The sequence below is a fragment of the Serratia sp. ME47 genome (assembly GCF_903970925.1).
Lineage (GTDB): Bacteria > Pseudomonadota > Gammaproteobacteria > Enterobacterales > Enterobacteriaceae > Serratia > Serratia ureilytica.
This window is the reverse complement of the sequence record NZ_CAJCKE010000010.1, coordinates 141,771-156,947: the sequence shown is the minus strand read 5'-3', so window position 1 is coordinate 156,947 and position 15,177 is coordinate 141,771. Positions and strand designations below refer to the sequence as shown.

Sequence of the window (15,177 nt, the reverse complement as noted above, 5' to 3'; positions counted from 1 at the left end):
GGCGCCAGCGCTCGGCGTAGCGTTCAATCTGGCGCGGCGTCATGCCGGGGAAACGCTGTTTGATCAGGTAGTCGCCGGCCAGGAACACGTCCGGCCACGACCAGGCGCGCATCGCGATATAGCTGGCGGTCCAGTTGCCGATGCCCGGCAGCGCGGTCAGCGCCTTGATGCCCTGTTCGATATCCAGCACGTTGTCGAGCTGCAGCCGCCCTTCCCCCAGCGCGCGGGCGATCTCGATCAGCGCCGCCGCGCGCTTCACTTGCACCCCGAGCGGGCGCAGTTCTTCAGGCTGCAGCTGCGCCACCCGTTCTGCTGTGGGGAAAACGTGGGTGATGCCCTCATGCGGCGTCGCCAGCGCTTCGCCCCAGCGTTCGGCCATCCGCCCGGCGAAGGTCGCCGCCATTTTCACGCTGACCAACTGCCCCAGCACCGCACGCGCCGCCTGCTCGAAACTGTTCACGCAGCCCGGCAGGCGCAGCCCCGGCGCATCGGCCGCCAGCGAGCCCAGCGCCTCATTGATGCGATCCGGCGCGGCGTCCAGATCAAACAGCAGGCGCACCCGGCGCAACACCTCCGTCGTCACCAGACTGAGCGTCGGCGCAATCTCGACCCGAACCCGATTGCGCGCCTCTTCCGGCTGCACGCTGAGCCAGCCGCGGTGTTCCGTGCCGCCCTGGCTGACGGCGATCGAGCGCAGGTAGCGGCGCCCCTCGACCCGCTCCACGCCCTGCACGGCGCGCGCCTGCAAGAAATTCAGCATGCGCGCCCAGTCATAGGGCGGCCGATAGCCCAGGTGAAACACCAACCCGCTGGCGGCGGCCCGTTCACCGCGCGCGCCGCCGCTGCGCAGCGCCGACGGGATCAGGCGGTAACGCGCCTTGAACAGCTCGTTGAAACGCCGCAGGCTGCCGAAACCGGCGGCGAACGCCACTTCGCTGAGCGGCAGATCGGTGTCCGCCAGCAGGCGCTTGGCCTGCAGCAACCGGTGCGACTGCGCGTAATCGATCGGCGAGGCGCCAAACTGTTCGGCGAAGATGCGCCGCAGATGGCGATCGGAAATGCCCAGCCGCGCCGCCAGCGCTTCGCAGCTGTGTTCGGACAGATACCCCTGCTCGATGAGCTGCACCGCCACCTGGGCATAGCGGTTGCCCAGGTCGATCAGCGCCAGGCCGGGCGCCAGTTCCGGTCGGCATTTGAGGCAGGGGCGAAACCCCGCCAGTTCAGCCGCCGCCGCGCTCGGATAAAAGGTGCAGTTTTCCAGCTTCGGCGTGCGGGCGCTGCACACCGGGCGACAATAGATGCCGGTGGAAGAGACGCCGACGAAAAAACGGCCGTCGAATTTGCGGTCACGCGCGCGCAGCGCGTCGTACAACGCTTGCTGTTGAGTATTCATGGCAACGCTCGGGTTCGGTTTTTTCTGCATTATGGGACTCGGCTAGCGCGCTGACGTGCGGAATTCGGACATTAAGTTACGCACCTTCCCACCGTCCAGATTAGCGATTGTCTTTAATGATTATGCGTCTGAACAGCGTTCAGACGCACCATTTTCACCGCCACCGACATAAAGCCCCGCTGCCCGACGACTTATTGCCCCTGGCGCGGTACCCCCAATGCCCGGCGCATCAGCCCATCGAAGGCGCGATCGGACAACAAGCGCCGCAGAAAAATCAGCGGTTTCGCGCCAAACCCCACGACATAGCGCGTTTTCGGACGATGGGCGGCGACGGCTTTGGCGATCGTATCGGCAATCACGCTCGGCGGCGATTGCCGTTTCTTGCTGGCGTCGCTGACCATGGCGTGGGCGACAGCGTGAGCCTGAGCGGCGTACTCGCTCTGGCCGGAAACGCCGATCAGTTTTTCCGCGGCGATATCCGCCCATTCACTCTGGATGCCGCCGGGTTCGATCACCACGACGTCGATGCCGAAAGGTTGCACCTCCATGCGCAAACAGTCGCTGATGGCCTCCAAGGCGAATTTGGTGCCGTGATACCATCCGCCCAGCGGCGTATGTATTTTCCCGCCCATCGACGTAATATTGATGACGGTGCCGGAGCGCTGCGCTCGCATGTGCGGCAAAATCAGCTGCGTCAGCCGAACCGCACCGAACACATTCACATCAAATTGAGCGCGAGCCTCATCCGCAGAAACGTCTTCAATAGCGCCATAGGAGCCGTAACCGGCGTTATTGACCAACACATCGATACGCCCCGTTTCGGCGATGATGGTCTTTACCGCCTGCGCCATGGAAGCATCGTCGGTGACGTCCAACGGCAAAACGCGAATGCCGGCGGCAGCCAGAGCCTGCATGCGTTCAACCCGGCGGGCGGCCGCATAAACGGTATGCCCGCGCTGCTTTAACGTGACGGCGGTGGCTTCGCCAATACCGGACGAGGCGCCGGTCACCAGGATCACTTTGGACTTCATACTGACTGCTCCTTATTAGGATGATTGCGTTGGCGACTGCCTGCGCAGTCTGTATGTTGTCCACTTTAAGCGACGGGCCCTGCCGCAACCATGTCGAACCGCGCCAATCAACTCGCAGAATGCGCCAACGTGAACAGCGCCTCTCGGCTAATTCAGCCGCATCGCCTGGCGAGCCGCTTCCGGCGTTTGCCCTGTCCATTCGTGAAAGGCGCGGAAGAAAGAGTTCGGCTCTTCAAAACCGAGCAAAAAGGCAATCTCTCCGCTGGTAAGGGTCGAATGCTTAAGATAGTGGCGCGCCAATTTTTCCCGGGTGCCGTTGCTCAGCGAACGAAAACTCTCGCCCTCATCTTCCAGACGCCGCTGCAGCGTCCGGCGGCTCATGCCCAATCTTGCCGCCACCGCGTCGATGCCGGCGGTATTGCTGGGAATCAACTCCAGCAGCACCGCACAAACGCGCTCTCCGGTGGTTGCCGTGGCGTCCAGTTCACTGAGGCGACGACGCAGCTCGGGTTCGAAAACGCGCCACATGCCCTCATTCACTGTCAAAAAGGGACGCAAGGCATCTGCGGAGGAGAAAGTAATGCCCGGCCCTGCCCCAGGCGTTACCGCGCAGCCGAAGAAGGCTGCCAAGGGGCGTGAAAGGGCTGCAGGCGGCAGTTCAGGCAAGGTGATACGGCGCGCTTTTACCGGTTCGCGCGTGGCAAGCTGCGCCAGCCGAACATAAAATGCCAGCTCAGCCACCAGCAAAGACGCCGGTACCGCCTCCTCCGCCAACAACCAGCGGGGTGAAATCGTCATTTCGCCTTCAGGGCCGATGGCGAGCTCCAGGCTCATCGGCGCCGTAAGTTGCTTGTATTTCGCTAACCGCTGGACAGCTTGCGCCAGATTGGCGCTGCACAGGGCGGCGAATATCGGAGGGTCAAACGATTCCGTTGACATCAGCGCAACGATTTTCAACGGAAACAACGGGTCGCCCGTTCCTTCCTCCATCGCGCGCCAGAAGCGGAAATATTCTTCCGTAGTGATCCCTTCAGCGGTGCGTGACAACAGATCTTCAGGCAATGCAGCCCGGCGTAAAACATCTGTCGGCTGGAGCCCCAGATCTTTCAGCAGGGTTCTCCAGCCGATATTCATGAGAAAGGTCGAGTTGCGCGTCATGAAATCCTCATCACAGAGTCATAGGGAAAGGCATTCCCCGCTCGGAATACCTGTTGAGTATAAAGAAATGGCGTGCGTCTTGATGGGCGAAGCACGCCATTTTCATAGCCGACTGTGCCATTGCTGCGGCTTGAGCGTTATCCGCACTGAGAAAGTTCGCGCACGCCGCCGCGCCCGCTAAATTTTTCGACACTCGCGCATTGGCGCATTGCCCGCCGGCCCCGTCTCGGGTAAAGTCGCCCCCCTTCATTGGCATGGGGACAAAAAAGAGATGTTTATTGGATTCGATTACGGGACAGCCAACTGTTCCGTTGCAGTGATGCGCGACCACGGCCCCGAGCTGTTGACGCTGGAAAACAACGCGCCCTATCTGCCTTCGATGCTGTGTGCGCCGACCCGTGAAGCGGTGAGCGAATGCCTGCACCGCCATTGGCAGATCCCAACCGGCAGCGAAGAAAACCAGCAGTTGCTGCGCCGCGCCATCAGTTACAACCGCGAAGAAGACATTCCGGTCAACGGCGACAGCGTGCTGTTCGGCCTGCAGGCGCTGGCGCACTACATGGAAGATCCGGAAGAGGTGTACTTCGTGCGCTCGCCGAAGTCCTTCCTCGGCGCCAACGGCCTGAAGCCGCAGCAGATCGCGCTGTTCGAAGACCTGGTGTGCGCCATGATGTTCCACATCAAACGCCAGGCGGAAAAGGTGCTGCAGACCGGCATCGATCAGGCGGTGATCGGCCGGCCGATCAACTTCCAGGGCATCGGCGGCGACGAAGCCAACCGGCAGGCGCAGGGCATTCTGCAACGCGCCGCCGAACGCGCCGGTTTCAAGGACATTGAATTCCAGTTCGAGCCGGTGGCGGCGGGGCTGGACTTCGAAGCGACGCTGAGCGAAGAGCAAACCGTGCTGGTGGTGGACATCGGCGGCGGCACCACCGACTGCTCGGTGCTGCTGATGGGGCCGCAGTGGCGCAACCGCGCCGATCGCCAGCAGAGCCTGCTGGGCCACAGCGGCTGCCGGGTCGGCGGTAACGATCTGGACATCATGCTGGCCTTCAAGCAGCTGATGCCGCTGTTCGGCCTGGGTGGCGAAACCGCGAAAGGCATCGCCCTGCCGGCGCTGCCTTACTGGAACGCGGTGGCGACCAACGATGTGCCGGCGCAAAACGATTTCTACAGCGCCGCCAACGGCCGCGTGCTGCGCGATCTGATCCTCGACGCGGCGGAGCCGGAAAAGGTCAAGCGCCTGCTGAAAGTGTACCAGCAGCGCCTGAGCTATCGATTGGTGCGGGCGGCCGAAGAGAGTAAGATCGCCCTGTCCGGCCAAACGGCCATCAGCGCGCCGCTCAATTTCGTGCAGGCCGATCTGGCGGAGAACATCAGCCAGGATCAGCTCGCCGACGCCATCTCGCAGCCGTTGATGCGCATTCAGGAGCAGGTCAGCGCCGCGCTGGCCAGCAGCCAGACCGCGCCGCAGGTGATCTACCTGACCGGCGGCAGCGCGCGTTCGCCGCTGCTGCGCGCCGCGCTGCAACAGCAGCTGCCGGGCATTCCGATCGTCGGCGGCAACGACTTCGGCTCGGTCACCGCCGGGCTGGCGCGCTGGGCGCAAACGCTGTTCCGTTGACAGCCCGCGGGCGCGGCTCGCCGCGCCCTTGTTCATTGGAGGCTATGCATCATGTCGACCATCCTTACCCTCGACAGCGCCAGGCTGCGGCTGCGCCCCTGGCGCGACGACGACCTGCCGGCCTTCGCCGCGCTCAACGCCGATCCGCAGGTCATGCGCTATTTCCCGGCGACGATGACGGCCGAGGAAAGCCGCGCGCAGGCCGAACGCATCCGCGCCTTCCTGCAACAGCACGGCTGGGGGCTGTGGGCGGTGGAAGTGAAAAGCGGCGCGCCTTTTATCGGTTTTGTCGGGCTGGCGCAGCCGGGCGACGATCTGCCTTGCTCCCCCTGCGTGGAGATCGGCTGGCGGTTGGCGGCGGCCCACTGGGGCAACGGCTACGCCGCTGAGGCGGCGCGCGCCGCGCTGGCGTGCGCCTTCGACACGCTGCATTTGCCGGAAGTGGTGTCCTTCACCGCCGAAGATAACCAGCCGTCGCGCCGGGTGATGACGCGCATCGGTATGCGCTTCGACGGCGAAACCTTCCTGCACCCGCGTCTGCCGGCGGGCCATCCGCTGCAAAAGCACGTCTTGTACCGGCTGAACCGACAAACGTGGCGCGAACGCCACGGCGATTAATACAGCGTATCCTTCAGCCGCTGCGGCAGCGCGCTGTCGTACTCCTCACCGTCGAAGCGCGTTTGGCTCACCGCGGCCAAAATATGGCCGGGGCTGGGCAGCGCCGAACGCTCGAGGCGGCTGGCCTCTTCCCATAACCCCGAACGCAAGATCGCCCGGCTGCACTGGAAGAACACCGCCTCCACCCGAATGCGCAGCACCGAACGCGGCAGCTGGTTACGGTGGGCGAAACGCTGCAACACCGCCGGCGCCACCACGATCTCCGCCCGCCCGTTAATCCGCAGCGTTTCGCCGATGCCGGGGATCAGCAGCAGCAGCGCCACCCGGTTGTCGTGCAGGATATTGCGCAGGCTGTCGATGCGGTTATTGCCGCGCCGATCCGGCAACAGCAGGGTTTTCTCGTCTTCGATATGAATGAAACCGGCCGGATCGCCGCGCGGCGAGACGTCCATGCCGTCCGGCCCCACCGTCGAGAGGGCGGCGAACGGCGCCGCCTCGATAAACGGACGGTAAGCCGGGTGGATGTAGCTGACTTCTTTAAAAACCGAGGGCGCGGCGGGCTTGCCGTACAGCTGTTCCAGCGCCGCGAGGTCGTTGATGATATCGCCAGACATTGCAGTTTCCTGAATGAGTCATATTGACCCCTTCAGCATAGAGCAAAATCGCCGGCGGCTCTTACTCGGCGCTGGCGTGGTTCAGCGTCTGAATGTCGTCCGCATCCAGCGTCAGACGCGTGGCGCTGACCAACTCATCCAGCTGCGACAACGAGGTGGCGCTGACGATCGGCGCGGTGATGCTCGGACGCGCGATCAGCCAGGCCAGCGAGACCTGCGCCGCAGAGACGCCGTGTTTGCCCGCCACCTGATCCAGCGCCGCCAGGATGCGGAAACCGCGCGGGTTCAGGTAGCGTTCGACGATGCGATCGCCGCGCTGACTTTTGCCCTCATCCGCTTTGCTGCGGTATTTGCCGGTCAGAAAGCCGCTGGCCAGCGCGAAGAAGTTGATCACCCCGAGGCCATGGCGCTGCGCCACCCGCTCCAGCTCGGCTTCATACCCTTCGCGCGCATACAGATTGTATTCCGGCTGCAGGGTTTCGTAGCGCGCCAATCCGTTGCTCTCGCTCACCCGCAGCGCTTCTTCCAGGCGATCCGCCTGATAGTTGGAGGCGCCGATCGCCCGCACCTTGCCGGCCTTAATCAACGCATCGAACGCCGCCAGCGTCTCTTCCAGCGGCGTATCGCGGTCATCGTCATGCGACTGATAAAGATCGATATAATCGGTTTGCAGGCGCCGCAGCGAATCTTCCACCGCCTGCTGAATATAGCGCGGCGACAGACCCTGTTTGCCTTCGCCCATCGGTTTACCCACCTTGGTGGCGATGATCACCTGGTCGCGCTTGCCGCTCTTCTTCAGCCATTCGCCGATGACGGTTTCCGATTCGCCGCCCCGGTTGCCCGGCGCCCAGCTGGAATAAACGTCGGCGGTATCGATAAAGTTGAGCTGATTGTCCACCAGCGCATCCAGCAGGCTGAACGAGGTCGCTTGATCCGCCGTCCAACCGAACACATTGCCGCCAAAGGTCAACGCCGGCACCTGAATGCCTGAGCGGCCCAATTCTCTGTTGCTCATCACCTGCTCCTGTGGGAAAAGATTCGCGGGTTAATTATTAGCGCCAACCAGGATAGAACGCTAAAACGGATTGGCTATAAGCTGAAACAAATCACTTATAAACATAGCACGCTCAAATCACCCACTTATTAGGACAATGCTGACGGTTCCTCCATATTTCCTTCATTTTTATGCCGTCCCCGCTGGCTAAACTAGTATCCTGTAAGGAGTGTCATTTTTGTGGCAATGATTGCCCGCACCCCTGCCTTTTGGAGAGAATTTTCGCCGCCATGAATGCAAAACCCCAACGCCGTTCCCTGATGCCGCGCCTGCTGGTTGCGGCCATCCTGGTCATCGCCGCCGTCTTCGCCTGGCGTTATTTTAACGCCGCTCAACCGCCGGCCGGCACGGCCCCGGGCGCGCAGCAGGCCGGCGGCAAAGCGGGGGCCGGTCGCGCGGCGGGCGGGCGGCGCGGCGCGCCGATGTCGCCGGTGCAGGCCGCGACGGCCACGCAACAGACGGTGCCGCGCTATCTTTCCGGCTTGGGCACCGCCACCGCCGCCAATACCGTCACCGTCACCAGCCGGGTCGACGGCCAACTGATGGCGATCCACTTTACCGAAGGCCAGCAGGTCAAAGCCGGCGATCTGCTGGCAGAAATCGATCCCCGGCCGTTCCAGGTTCAGTTGACCCAGGCGCAGGGGCAGTTGGCGAAAGATCAGGCCACGCTGGCCAACGCCCGGCGCGATCTGGCGCGCTATCAGCAATTGGTGAAAACCAATCTGGTTTCCCGTCAAGAGCTGGATACGCAGGCCTCGCTGGTGCAGCAAACCGAAGGCGCCATCAAAGCCGATCAGGGCGCGGTCGACAGCGCCAAACTGCAGATAACCTACAGCCGCATCACTGCGCCAATCGACGGCCGCGTCGGGTTGAAACTGGTCGACGTCGGCAACTACGTCACCAGCGGCAGCACCACCGGTTTGGTGGTGATCACGCAGACGCACCCGATCGACGTGGTGTTCACGCTGCCCGAAGGCAACATCGCCGATCTGCTCAAGGCGCAAAAAGCCGGGCCGGTGAGCGTCGAAGCCTGGGATCGCACCAACCAGAACAAGCTGACGACCGGTTCGCTGCTGAGCCTGGACAACCAAATTGATACCGCCACCGGCACCATCAAGCTGAAAGCGCGCTTCGCCAACGAAGACGACGCGCTGTTCCCCAACCAGTTCGTCAACGCGCGGCTGCAGGTGGATACCCTGCACGATGCGGTGGTGATCCCGACCGCCGCGCTGCAGATGGGCAACGAAGGCAACTTCGTCTGGACGCTCAGCGAAGACAACAAGGTCAGCAAACACCGGGTCACCGCCGGCGTGCAGGACAGCCGGCAGGTGGTGATCAGCGCCGGCCTCAACGCCGGCGATCGGGTGGTGACCGACGGCATCGATCGCCTGACCGAAGGCATGCAGGTGGAAGTGCTGGCGCCGAACGACGCGCCTGCGGCGTCAAAAGCCAAGCGCGAACCTGACGTTCAGAGGAAGTCCTGATGCAGGTGATGCCACCGACCCGCGGCGGCGGCCCTTCCCGCCTGTTTATCCTGCGCCCGGTCGCCACCACCCTGCTGATGGTGGCGATACTGCTGGCGGGGATCATCGGCTATCGCGCGCTGCCGGTTTCCGCGTTGCCGGAAGTGGACTACCCGACCATCCAGGTGGTGACGCTGTACCCCGGCGCCAGCCCGGACGTGGTCACCTCCGCCATTACCGCGCCGCTGGAACGCCAGTTCGGCCAGATGTCCGGCCTGAAGCAAATGGCGTCGCAAAGCTCCGGCGGCGCCTCGGTGGTGACGCTGCAATTCCAGCTGGCGCTGCCGCTCGACGTCGCGGAGCAGGAAGTGCAGGCGGCGATCAACGCCGCCACCAACCTATTGCCGAACGATCTGCCCTACCCGCCGATTTACAGCAAGGTTAACCCGGCCGATCCGCCGATCCTGACGCTGGCCGTCACCTCCACCGCCATGCCGATGACGCAGGTGGAAGACATGGTGGAGACGCGCGTGGCGCAGAAAATCTCTCAGGTGACCGGCGTCGGCCTGGTGACCCTGGCCGGCGGCCAACGCCCGGCGGTGCGTGTAAAACTGAACGCCGCGGCGGTCGCCGCCTATGGCCTGAACAGCGAAACCATCCGCACCGCCATCAGCAACGCCAACGTCAACTCGGCGAAAGGCAGCCTGGACGGCCCGACCCGCTCGGTCACCCTGTCCGCCAACGACCAAATGAAATCCGCCGACGACTATCGCCAGCTGATCGTCGCCTATCAGAACGGCGCGGCGATCCGCCTGCAGGATATCGCCACCATCGAACAAGGGGCGGAAAATACCCGACTGGCGGCCTGGGCCAACCAGCAACAGGCGATCGTGCTGAACATTCAGCGCCAGCCCGGCGTCAACGTCATCACCACCGCCGACAGCATCCGCGAAATGCTGCCGACGCTGATTAAAAGCCTGCCCAAGTCGGTCGACGTCAAGGTGTTGACCGATCGCACCACCACCATCCGCGCCTCGGTCAGCGACGTGCAGTTCGAGCTGCTGCTGGCGATCGCGCTGGTGGTAATGGTGATCTACGTGTTCCTGCGCAACGTGCCGGCGACCATTATCCCCAGCGTGGCGGTGCCGCTGTCGCTGGTCGGCACCTTCGCCGCCATGTATTTCCTCGGCTTCTCCATCAATAACCTGACGCTGATGGCATTAACCATCGCCACCGGTTTCGTGGTGGATGACGCCATCGTGGTGATCGAGAACATCTCGCGCTACATCGAGAAAGGGGAAAAGCCGCTCGACGCCGCGCTGAAAGGGGCCGGCGAGATCGGCTTCACCATCATCTCGCTGACCTTCTCGCTGGTGGCGGTGCTGATCCCGCTGCTGTTCATGGGCGACATCGTCGGCCGCCTGTTCCGCGAGTTCGCCGTGACGCTGGCGGTGGCGATTTTGATCTCCGCCGTGGTATCGCTGACGCTGACGCCGATGATGTGCGCCCGCATGCTCAGCCACGAATCGCTGCGCAAGCAGAACCGCTTCTCCGCCGCCTCTGAGCGCTTTTTCGAGCGCGTGATCGCGCGATACGGCCAGTGGCTGAAAACGGTGCTTAACCACCCCTGGCTGACGCTCGGCGTGGCCGTGGGCACCCTGGCGCTGACGGTGTTGCTGTACCTGCTGATCCCGAAAGGCTTCTTCCCGGTGCAGGACAACGGCATCATTCAGGGCACGCTGGAGGCGCCGCAGAGCGTTTCGTTCAGCAATATGGCCGAGCGCCAGCAGCAGGTCGCGGCGCAGATCCTCAAAGATCCGGCGGTGGAGAGCCTGACCTCGTTCGTCGGCGTCGACGGCAGCAACGCCACGCTCAACAGCGGCCGGCTGCAGATCAACCTGAAGCCGCGGAGCGAACGCAGCGACCGCATTCCGGCGATCATCAGCCGGTTGCAGCAGCAAACGGCGCAGTTCCCCGGCGTGAAGCTGTACCTGCAGCCGGTGCAGGATCTGACCATCGATACCCAGGTCAGCCGCACCCAGTACCAGTTCACCCTGCAGGCGATGTCGCTGGACGATCTCAGCCTGTGGGTGCCGCAGCTGATGGATGAGCTGAAGCGCACCCCGCAGCTGGCGGACGTCACCAGCGATTGGCAGGATCAGGGGCTGGTCGCCTACGTCAACGTCGATCGCGATTCGGCCTCGCGCCTCGGCGTCACCATGAGTGACGTGGACAATGCGCTGTACAACGCCTTCGGCCAACGTCTGATCTCCACCATCTACACCCAGGCCAATCAATACCGGGTGGTGCTGGAGCACGACGTCAGCGCGACGCCGGGGCTGGCGGCGCTCAATGAGATCCGTCTGAGCGGCAAGGACGGCGCCGTGGTGCCGCTGAGCGCCATCGCCAAAATCGAAGAACGGTTCGGCCCGCTGTCGGTCAACCACCTCGACCAATTCCCGTCGGCCACCGTCTCGTTCAACGTCGCCGCCGGCTACTCGCTCGGCGAAGCGGTAGACGCGGTCACCCAGGCGGAAAAAAATCTCGCCATGCCGAAAGACATCACCACCCAATTCCAGGGCGCGACGCTGGCCTTCCAAGCGGCGCTCGGCAGCACGCTGTGGCTGATTTTGGCGGCGGTGGTGGCGATGTATATCGTGCTGGGCGTGCTGTATGAAAGCTTCATTCATCCGGTGACCATCCTCTCCACCCTGCCGACCGCCGGGGTCGGCGCGCTGCTGGCGCTGATGCTGGCCGGCAGCGAACTGGACGTGATCGCCATCATCGGCATCATCCTGCTGATCGGCATCGTGAAGAAGAACGCCATCATGATGATCGACTTCGCACTGGCGGCGGAACGCGAACAGGGCTTATCGCCGCGCGACGCCATTTATCAGGCCTGCCTGCTGCGTTTCCGGCCGATCCTGATGACCACGCTGGCGGCCTTGCTCGGCGCGCTGCCGCTGATGCTGAGCACCGGCGTCGGCGCGGAGCTGCGGCATCCGCTCGGCGTCTGTATGGTCGGCGGCCTGATCATGAGCCAGATCCTGACGCTGTTCACCACGCCGGTGATCTACCTGCTGTTTGACAAACTGGCGCGCAACACGCATCGCCAGCCGGATACGCAGGAGCTGCCGTGAAATTCTTCGCCCTGTTCATTCACCGGCCGGTGGCCACCACCCTGCTGACGCTGGCCATCGCCATCAGCGGCGCGATCGGTTTTCGCCTGCTGCCGGTGTCGCCGCTGCCGCAGGTGGATTTTCCGGTGATTTCGATCAGCGCGTCGCTGCCGGGCGCCTCGCCGGAAACCATGGCCTCCTCGGTGGCGACGCCGCTGGAGCGCGCGCTGGGCCGTATCGCCGGGGTCAATGAAATGACCTCGATGAGCTCGCTCGGCAGCACCCGGGTGATTTTGCAGTTCGATCTCAGCCGAGACATCAACGGCGCCGCGCGCGACGTGCAGGCTGCGATTAACGCCGCGCAAAGCCTGTTGCCGACCGGCATGCCGAGCCGCCCCAGCTATCGCAAGGTCAACCCTTCCGACGCGCCGATCATGATCCTGACGCTGACGTCGGACACCTACAGCCAGGGGCAGCTTTACGACTTCGCGTCCACCCAGCTGGCGCAGAAGATCAGCCAGACCGAAGGCGTCGGCGACGTTTCCGTGGGCGGCAGCTCGCTGCCGGCGGTGCGGGTAGAGTTGAACCCTTCGGCGCTGTTCAATCAGGGCGTTTCACTGGATGCCGTGCGGCAGGCCATCAGCAACGCCAACGTGCGCCGCCCGCAGGGCGCCGTCGAAAACCCGCAGCAACGTTGGCAAATCCAGGCCAACGACGCGCTGAAAACCGCCGACGCCTACCGCCCGCTGATCGTTCATTACAACAACGGTTCGGCGGTGCGGCTCGGCGACGTGGCCGAGGTCAAAGATTCGGTGCAGGACGTGCGCAACGCCGGGATGACCGACGCCAAGCCGGCGATCGTTCTGGCCATCAGCCGCGCGCCGGACGCCAACATCATCGAAACCGTCGATCGCATTCGCGCCGAGCTGCCCGCGCTGCAGGAAAACATTCCGGCCGCAATCTCGCTCAACGTCGCGCAGGATCGCTCGCCGACCATTCGCGCGTCGCTGGCCGAGGTCGAACAGTCGCTGGCGATCGCCATCGGGCTGGTGATCCTGGTGGTGTTCATCTTCCTGCGCTCCGGCCGCGCCACGCTGATCCCGGCGGTCGCCGTGCCGGTGTCGCTGATCGGCTCGTTCGCCGCCATGTACCTGTGCGGCTTCAGCCTCAACAACCTGTCGCTGATGGCGCTGACCATCGCCACCGGCTTTGTGGTGGACGACGCCATCGTGGTGCTGGAAAACATTTCCCGCCACGTCGAGGCCGGCATGAAACCGATCAACGCCGCGCTGCTGGGCGCGCGGGAGGTCGGTTTCACCGTGCTGTCGATGAGCGTTTCGCTGGTGGCGGTGTTTATCCCGCTGCTGCTGATGGCGGGCCTGCCCGGCCGGCTGTTCCGCGAATTCGCCGTCACCCTGTCGGTGTCTATCGGGCTGTCGCTGATCGTCTCGCTGACGCTCACGCCGATGATGTGCGCCTATCTGCTGCGCCACCAGCCGGCGCGTTCGCAGCGGCGCGCGCGCGGCTTCGGCAAAATGCTGCTGGCGCTGCAGCAGGGATACGGACGCTCGCTGAACTGGGTGCTTGGCCACTCGCGCTGGGTGCTGGCGGTGTTCCTCGCCACCATTGCGCTCAACGTCTGGCTGTATATCAGCATCCCGAAAACCTTCTTCCCCGAACAGGATACCGGCCGCCTGATGGGCTTTATCCAGGCCGATCAGAGCATCTCGTTCCAGGCGATGCGCGGCAAACTGGAAGATTTCATGAAAATCGTGCGCGAAGATCCGGACGTGGAAAACGTCACCGGCTTTACCGGCGGCTCGCGCACCAACAGCGGCTCGATGTTCATCTCACTGAAACCGCTGTCGGTGCGCAGCGACGACGCGCAGAAAGTGATCGCCCGCCTGCGCGCTCGCCTGGCCAAAGAACCGGGCGCCAGCCTGTTCTTGATGGCGGTGCAGGATATCCGCGTCGGCGGCCGCCAGGCCAACGCCAGCTACCAATATACGCTGCTGGCGGATGACCTCGCCGCGCTGCGCGACTGGGAACCGAAGATCCGCGCCGCGCTGGCGGCATTGCCCGAGCTGGCGGACGTCAACTCGGATCAGCAGGATAAAGGCTCGGAGATGGATCTGGTCTACGATCGCGAGACCATGGCGCGCCTCGGCATTTCGGTGTCCGACGCCAACAACCTGTTGAACAACGCCTTCGGCCAGCGACAGATTTCGACCATCTATCAACCGCTCAACCAATACAAGGTGGTGATGGAAGTGGCGCCGCCTTACACTCAGGACGTCAGCTCGCTGGACAAAATGTTCATCATCAACAACGAAGGCAAGGCGATACCGCTCTCCTACTTCGCCAGTTGGCGACCGGCCAACGCGCCGCTGTCGGTCAACCATCAGGGGCTGTCCGCCGCCTCGACCATCTCCTTTAACCTGCCGGACGGCGGCAGCCTGTCGGACGCCACCGCCGCTGTCGAACGCACCATGACTCAGCTCGGCGTGCCGTCCACGGTGCGCGGCGCCTTCGCCGGCACCGCCCAGGTGTTCCAGGACACCCTGAAGTCGCAGCTGATCCTGATCCTGGCGGCGATCGCCACGGTGTATATCGTGCTCGGCGTGCTGTACGAGAGCTATATCCATCCGCTGACCATCCTCTCCACCCTGCCTTCCGCGGGCGTGGGGGCGCTGTTGGCGCTCGAGCTGTTCGGCGCGCCGTTCAGCCTGATCGCGCTGATCGGCATCATGCTGTTGATCGGCATCGTGAAGAAAAACGCCATCATGATGGTCGACTTCGCGCTCGAGGCGCAGCGCAACGGCGGCATCAGCGCCCGCGAGGCGATTTTCCAGGCCAGCCTGCTGCGCTTCCGGCCGATCCTGATGACCACACTGGCGGCGCTGTTCGGCGCGCTGCCGCTGGTGTTGACCAGCGGCGACGGCGCGGAGCTGCGCCAGCCGCTCGGCATCACCATCGCCGGCGGTCTGGTGATGAGCCAGTTGCTGACGCTGTACACCACGCCGGTGGTCTATCTTTACTTCGACCGGCTGCAGGCGAAGTTCCGCCGCAACAAGCAGCTGACCCCGCTGCCGCACTAATGGCC

Annotated in this window: 10 protein-coding genes; 5 read left to right on the top strand and 5 right to left on the bottom strand. The window is 63.7% G+C overall.

Annotated elements, in window-relative coordinates:
* The 3 genes from alkA to H7A77_RS12680 form a co-directional block, all read right to left on the bottom strand.
* The coding region (alkA, locus tag H7A77_RS12690) for a DNA-3-methyladenine glycosylase 2 (RefSeq protein ID WP_182074280.1) at positions 1 to 1,423 on the bottom strand (1,423 nt) is incomplete at its 3' end.
* 161 nt (positions 1,424 to 1,584) lie between these two features.
* A complete protein-coding gene (locus H7A77_RS12685; protein ID WP_182074279.1) occupies positions 1,585 to 2,424 on the bottom strand; it encodes an oxidoreductase in 840 nt (279 codons plus the stop codon).
* A gap of 147 nt (positions 2,425 to 2,571) precedes the next feature.
* On the bottom strand, positions 2,572 to 3,582 hold the full coding sequence (locus H7A77_RS12680) for an AraC family transcriptional regulator (protein WP_033644051.1): 1,011 nt from the start codon (positions 3,580 to 3,582) through the stop codon (positions 2,572 to 2,574).
* Positions 3,583 to 3,853: 271 nt separating this feature from the next.
* Here H7A77_RS12680 and yegD point away from each other — a divergent pair, with 271 nt between their 5' ends.
* Positions 3,854 to 5,206, top strand: coding sequence for a molecular chaperone (yegD, locus tag H7A77_RS12675; RefSeq protein WP_047025612.1), 1,353 nt, complete (start codon positions 3,854 to 3,856; stop codon positions 5,204 to 5,206).
* Between the two features lie 51 nt (positions 5,207 to 5,257).
* Positions 5,258 to 5,824 carry a GNAT family N-acetyltransferase gene (locus tag H7A77_RS12670; RefSeq protein WP_142002800.1) on the top strand — a complete coding sequence of 189 codons (567 nt, stop codon included), beginning with the start codon at positions 5,258 to 5,260 and terminating at the stop codon, positions 5,822 to 5,824.
* On the opposite strand, the gene H7A77_RS12665 is transcribed toward H7A77_RS12670, so the two are convergent.
* Together H7A77_RS12665 and H7A77_RS12660 are read right to left on the bottom strand one after the other, a co-directional pair.
* Positions 5,821 to 6,438: a pyridoxamine 5'-phosphate oxidase family protein gene (locus H7A77_RS12665; protein ID WP_033651545.1), complete on the bottom strand. Its 618-nt coding sequence runs from the start codon at positions 6,436 to 6,438 to the stop codon at positions 5,821 to 5,823. The genes H7A77_RS12670 and H7A77_RS12665 overlap by 4 nt on opposite strands.
* A 61-nt stretch (positions 6,439 to 6,499) precedes the next feature.
* On the bottom strand, positions 6,500 to 7,453 hold the full coding sequence (locus H7A77_RS12660) for an aldo/keto reductase (RefSeq protein WP_060660366.1): 954 nt from the start codon (positions 7,451 to 7,453) through the stop codon (positions 6,500 to 6,502).
* Between the two features lie 269 nt (positions 7,454 to 7,722).
* Between H7A77_RS12660 and H7A77_RS12655 the strand changes: the two genes are divergently transcribed.
* The 3 genes from H7A77_RS12655 to mdtC are packed head-to-tail and all read left to right on the top strand — an operon-like array spanning position 7,723 to position 15,172.
* Positions 7,723 to 8,976: an MdtA/MuxA family multidrug efflux RND transporter periplasmic adaptor subunit gene (locus tag H7A77_RS12655; RefSeq protein WP_033644057.1), complete on the top strand. Its 1,254-nt coding sequence runs from the start codon at positions 7,723 to 7,725 to the stop codon at positions 8,974 to 8,976.
* Positions 8,976 to 12,095 carry an MdtB/MuxB family multidrug efflux RND transporter permease subunit gene (locus H7A77_RS12650; RefSeq protein WP_182074278.1) on the top strand — a complete coding sequence of 1,040 codons (3,120 nt, stop codon included), beginning with the start codon at positions 8,976 to 8,978 and terminating at the stop codon, positions 12,093 to 12,095. Before H7A77_RS12655 ends, H7A77_RS12650 begins: the two co-directional genes overlap by 1 nt.
* Entirely contained in the window at positions 12,092 to 15,172 is a 3,081-nt protein-coding gene (mdtC, locus tag H7A77_RS12645) for a multidrug efflux RND transporter permease subunit MdtC (protein ID WP_033651548.1), read from the top strand. Before H7A77_RS12650 ends, mdtC begins: the two co-directional genes overlap by 4 nt.
* The last annotated feature ends 5 nt before the right edge of the window (positions 15,173 to 15,177 follow it).

What these genes read in the sequence shown, in the direction of transcription:
- H7A77_RS12670 (WP_142002800.1), top strand. Translation starts at nt 5,258, where the DNA reads ATGTCGACCATCCTTACCCTCGACAGCGCCAGGCTGCGGCTGCGCCCC.
- H7A77_RS12685 (WP_182074279.1), bottom strand. Translation starts at nt 2,424, where the DNA reads ATGAAGTCCAAAGTGATCCTGGTGACCGGCGCCTCGTCCGGTATTGGC.
- H7A77_RS12650 (WP_182074278.1), top strand. Translation starts at nt 8,976, where the DNA reads ATGCAGGTGATGCCACCGACCCGCGGCGGCGGCCCTTCCCGCCTGTTT.
- H7A77_RS12660 (WP_060660366.1), bottom strand. Translation starts at nt 7,453, where the DNA reads ATGAGCAACAGAGAATTGGGCCGCTCAGGCATTCAGGTGCCGGCGTTG.
- H7A77_RS12655 (WP_033644057.1), top strand. Translation starts at nt 7,723, where the DNA reads ATGAATGCAAAACCCCAACGCCGTTCCCTGATGCCGCGCCTGCTGGTT.
- H7A77_RS12680 (WP_033644051.1), bottom strand. Translation starts at nt 3,582, where the DNA reads ATGACGCGCAACTCGACCTTTCTCATGAATATCGGCTGGAGAACCCTG.
- yegD (WP_047025612.1), top strand. Translation starts at nt 3,854, where the DNA reads ATGTTTATTGGATTCGATTACGGGACAGCCAACTGTTCCGTTGCAGTG.
- H7A77_RS12665 (WP_033651545.1), bottom strand. Translation starts at nt 6,438, where the DNA reads ATGTCTGGCGATATCATCAACGACCTCGCGGCGCTGGAACAGCTGTAC.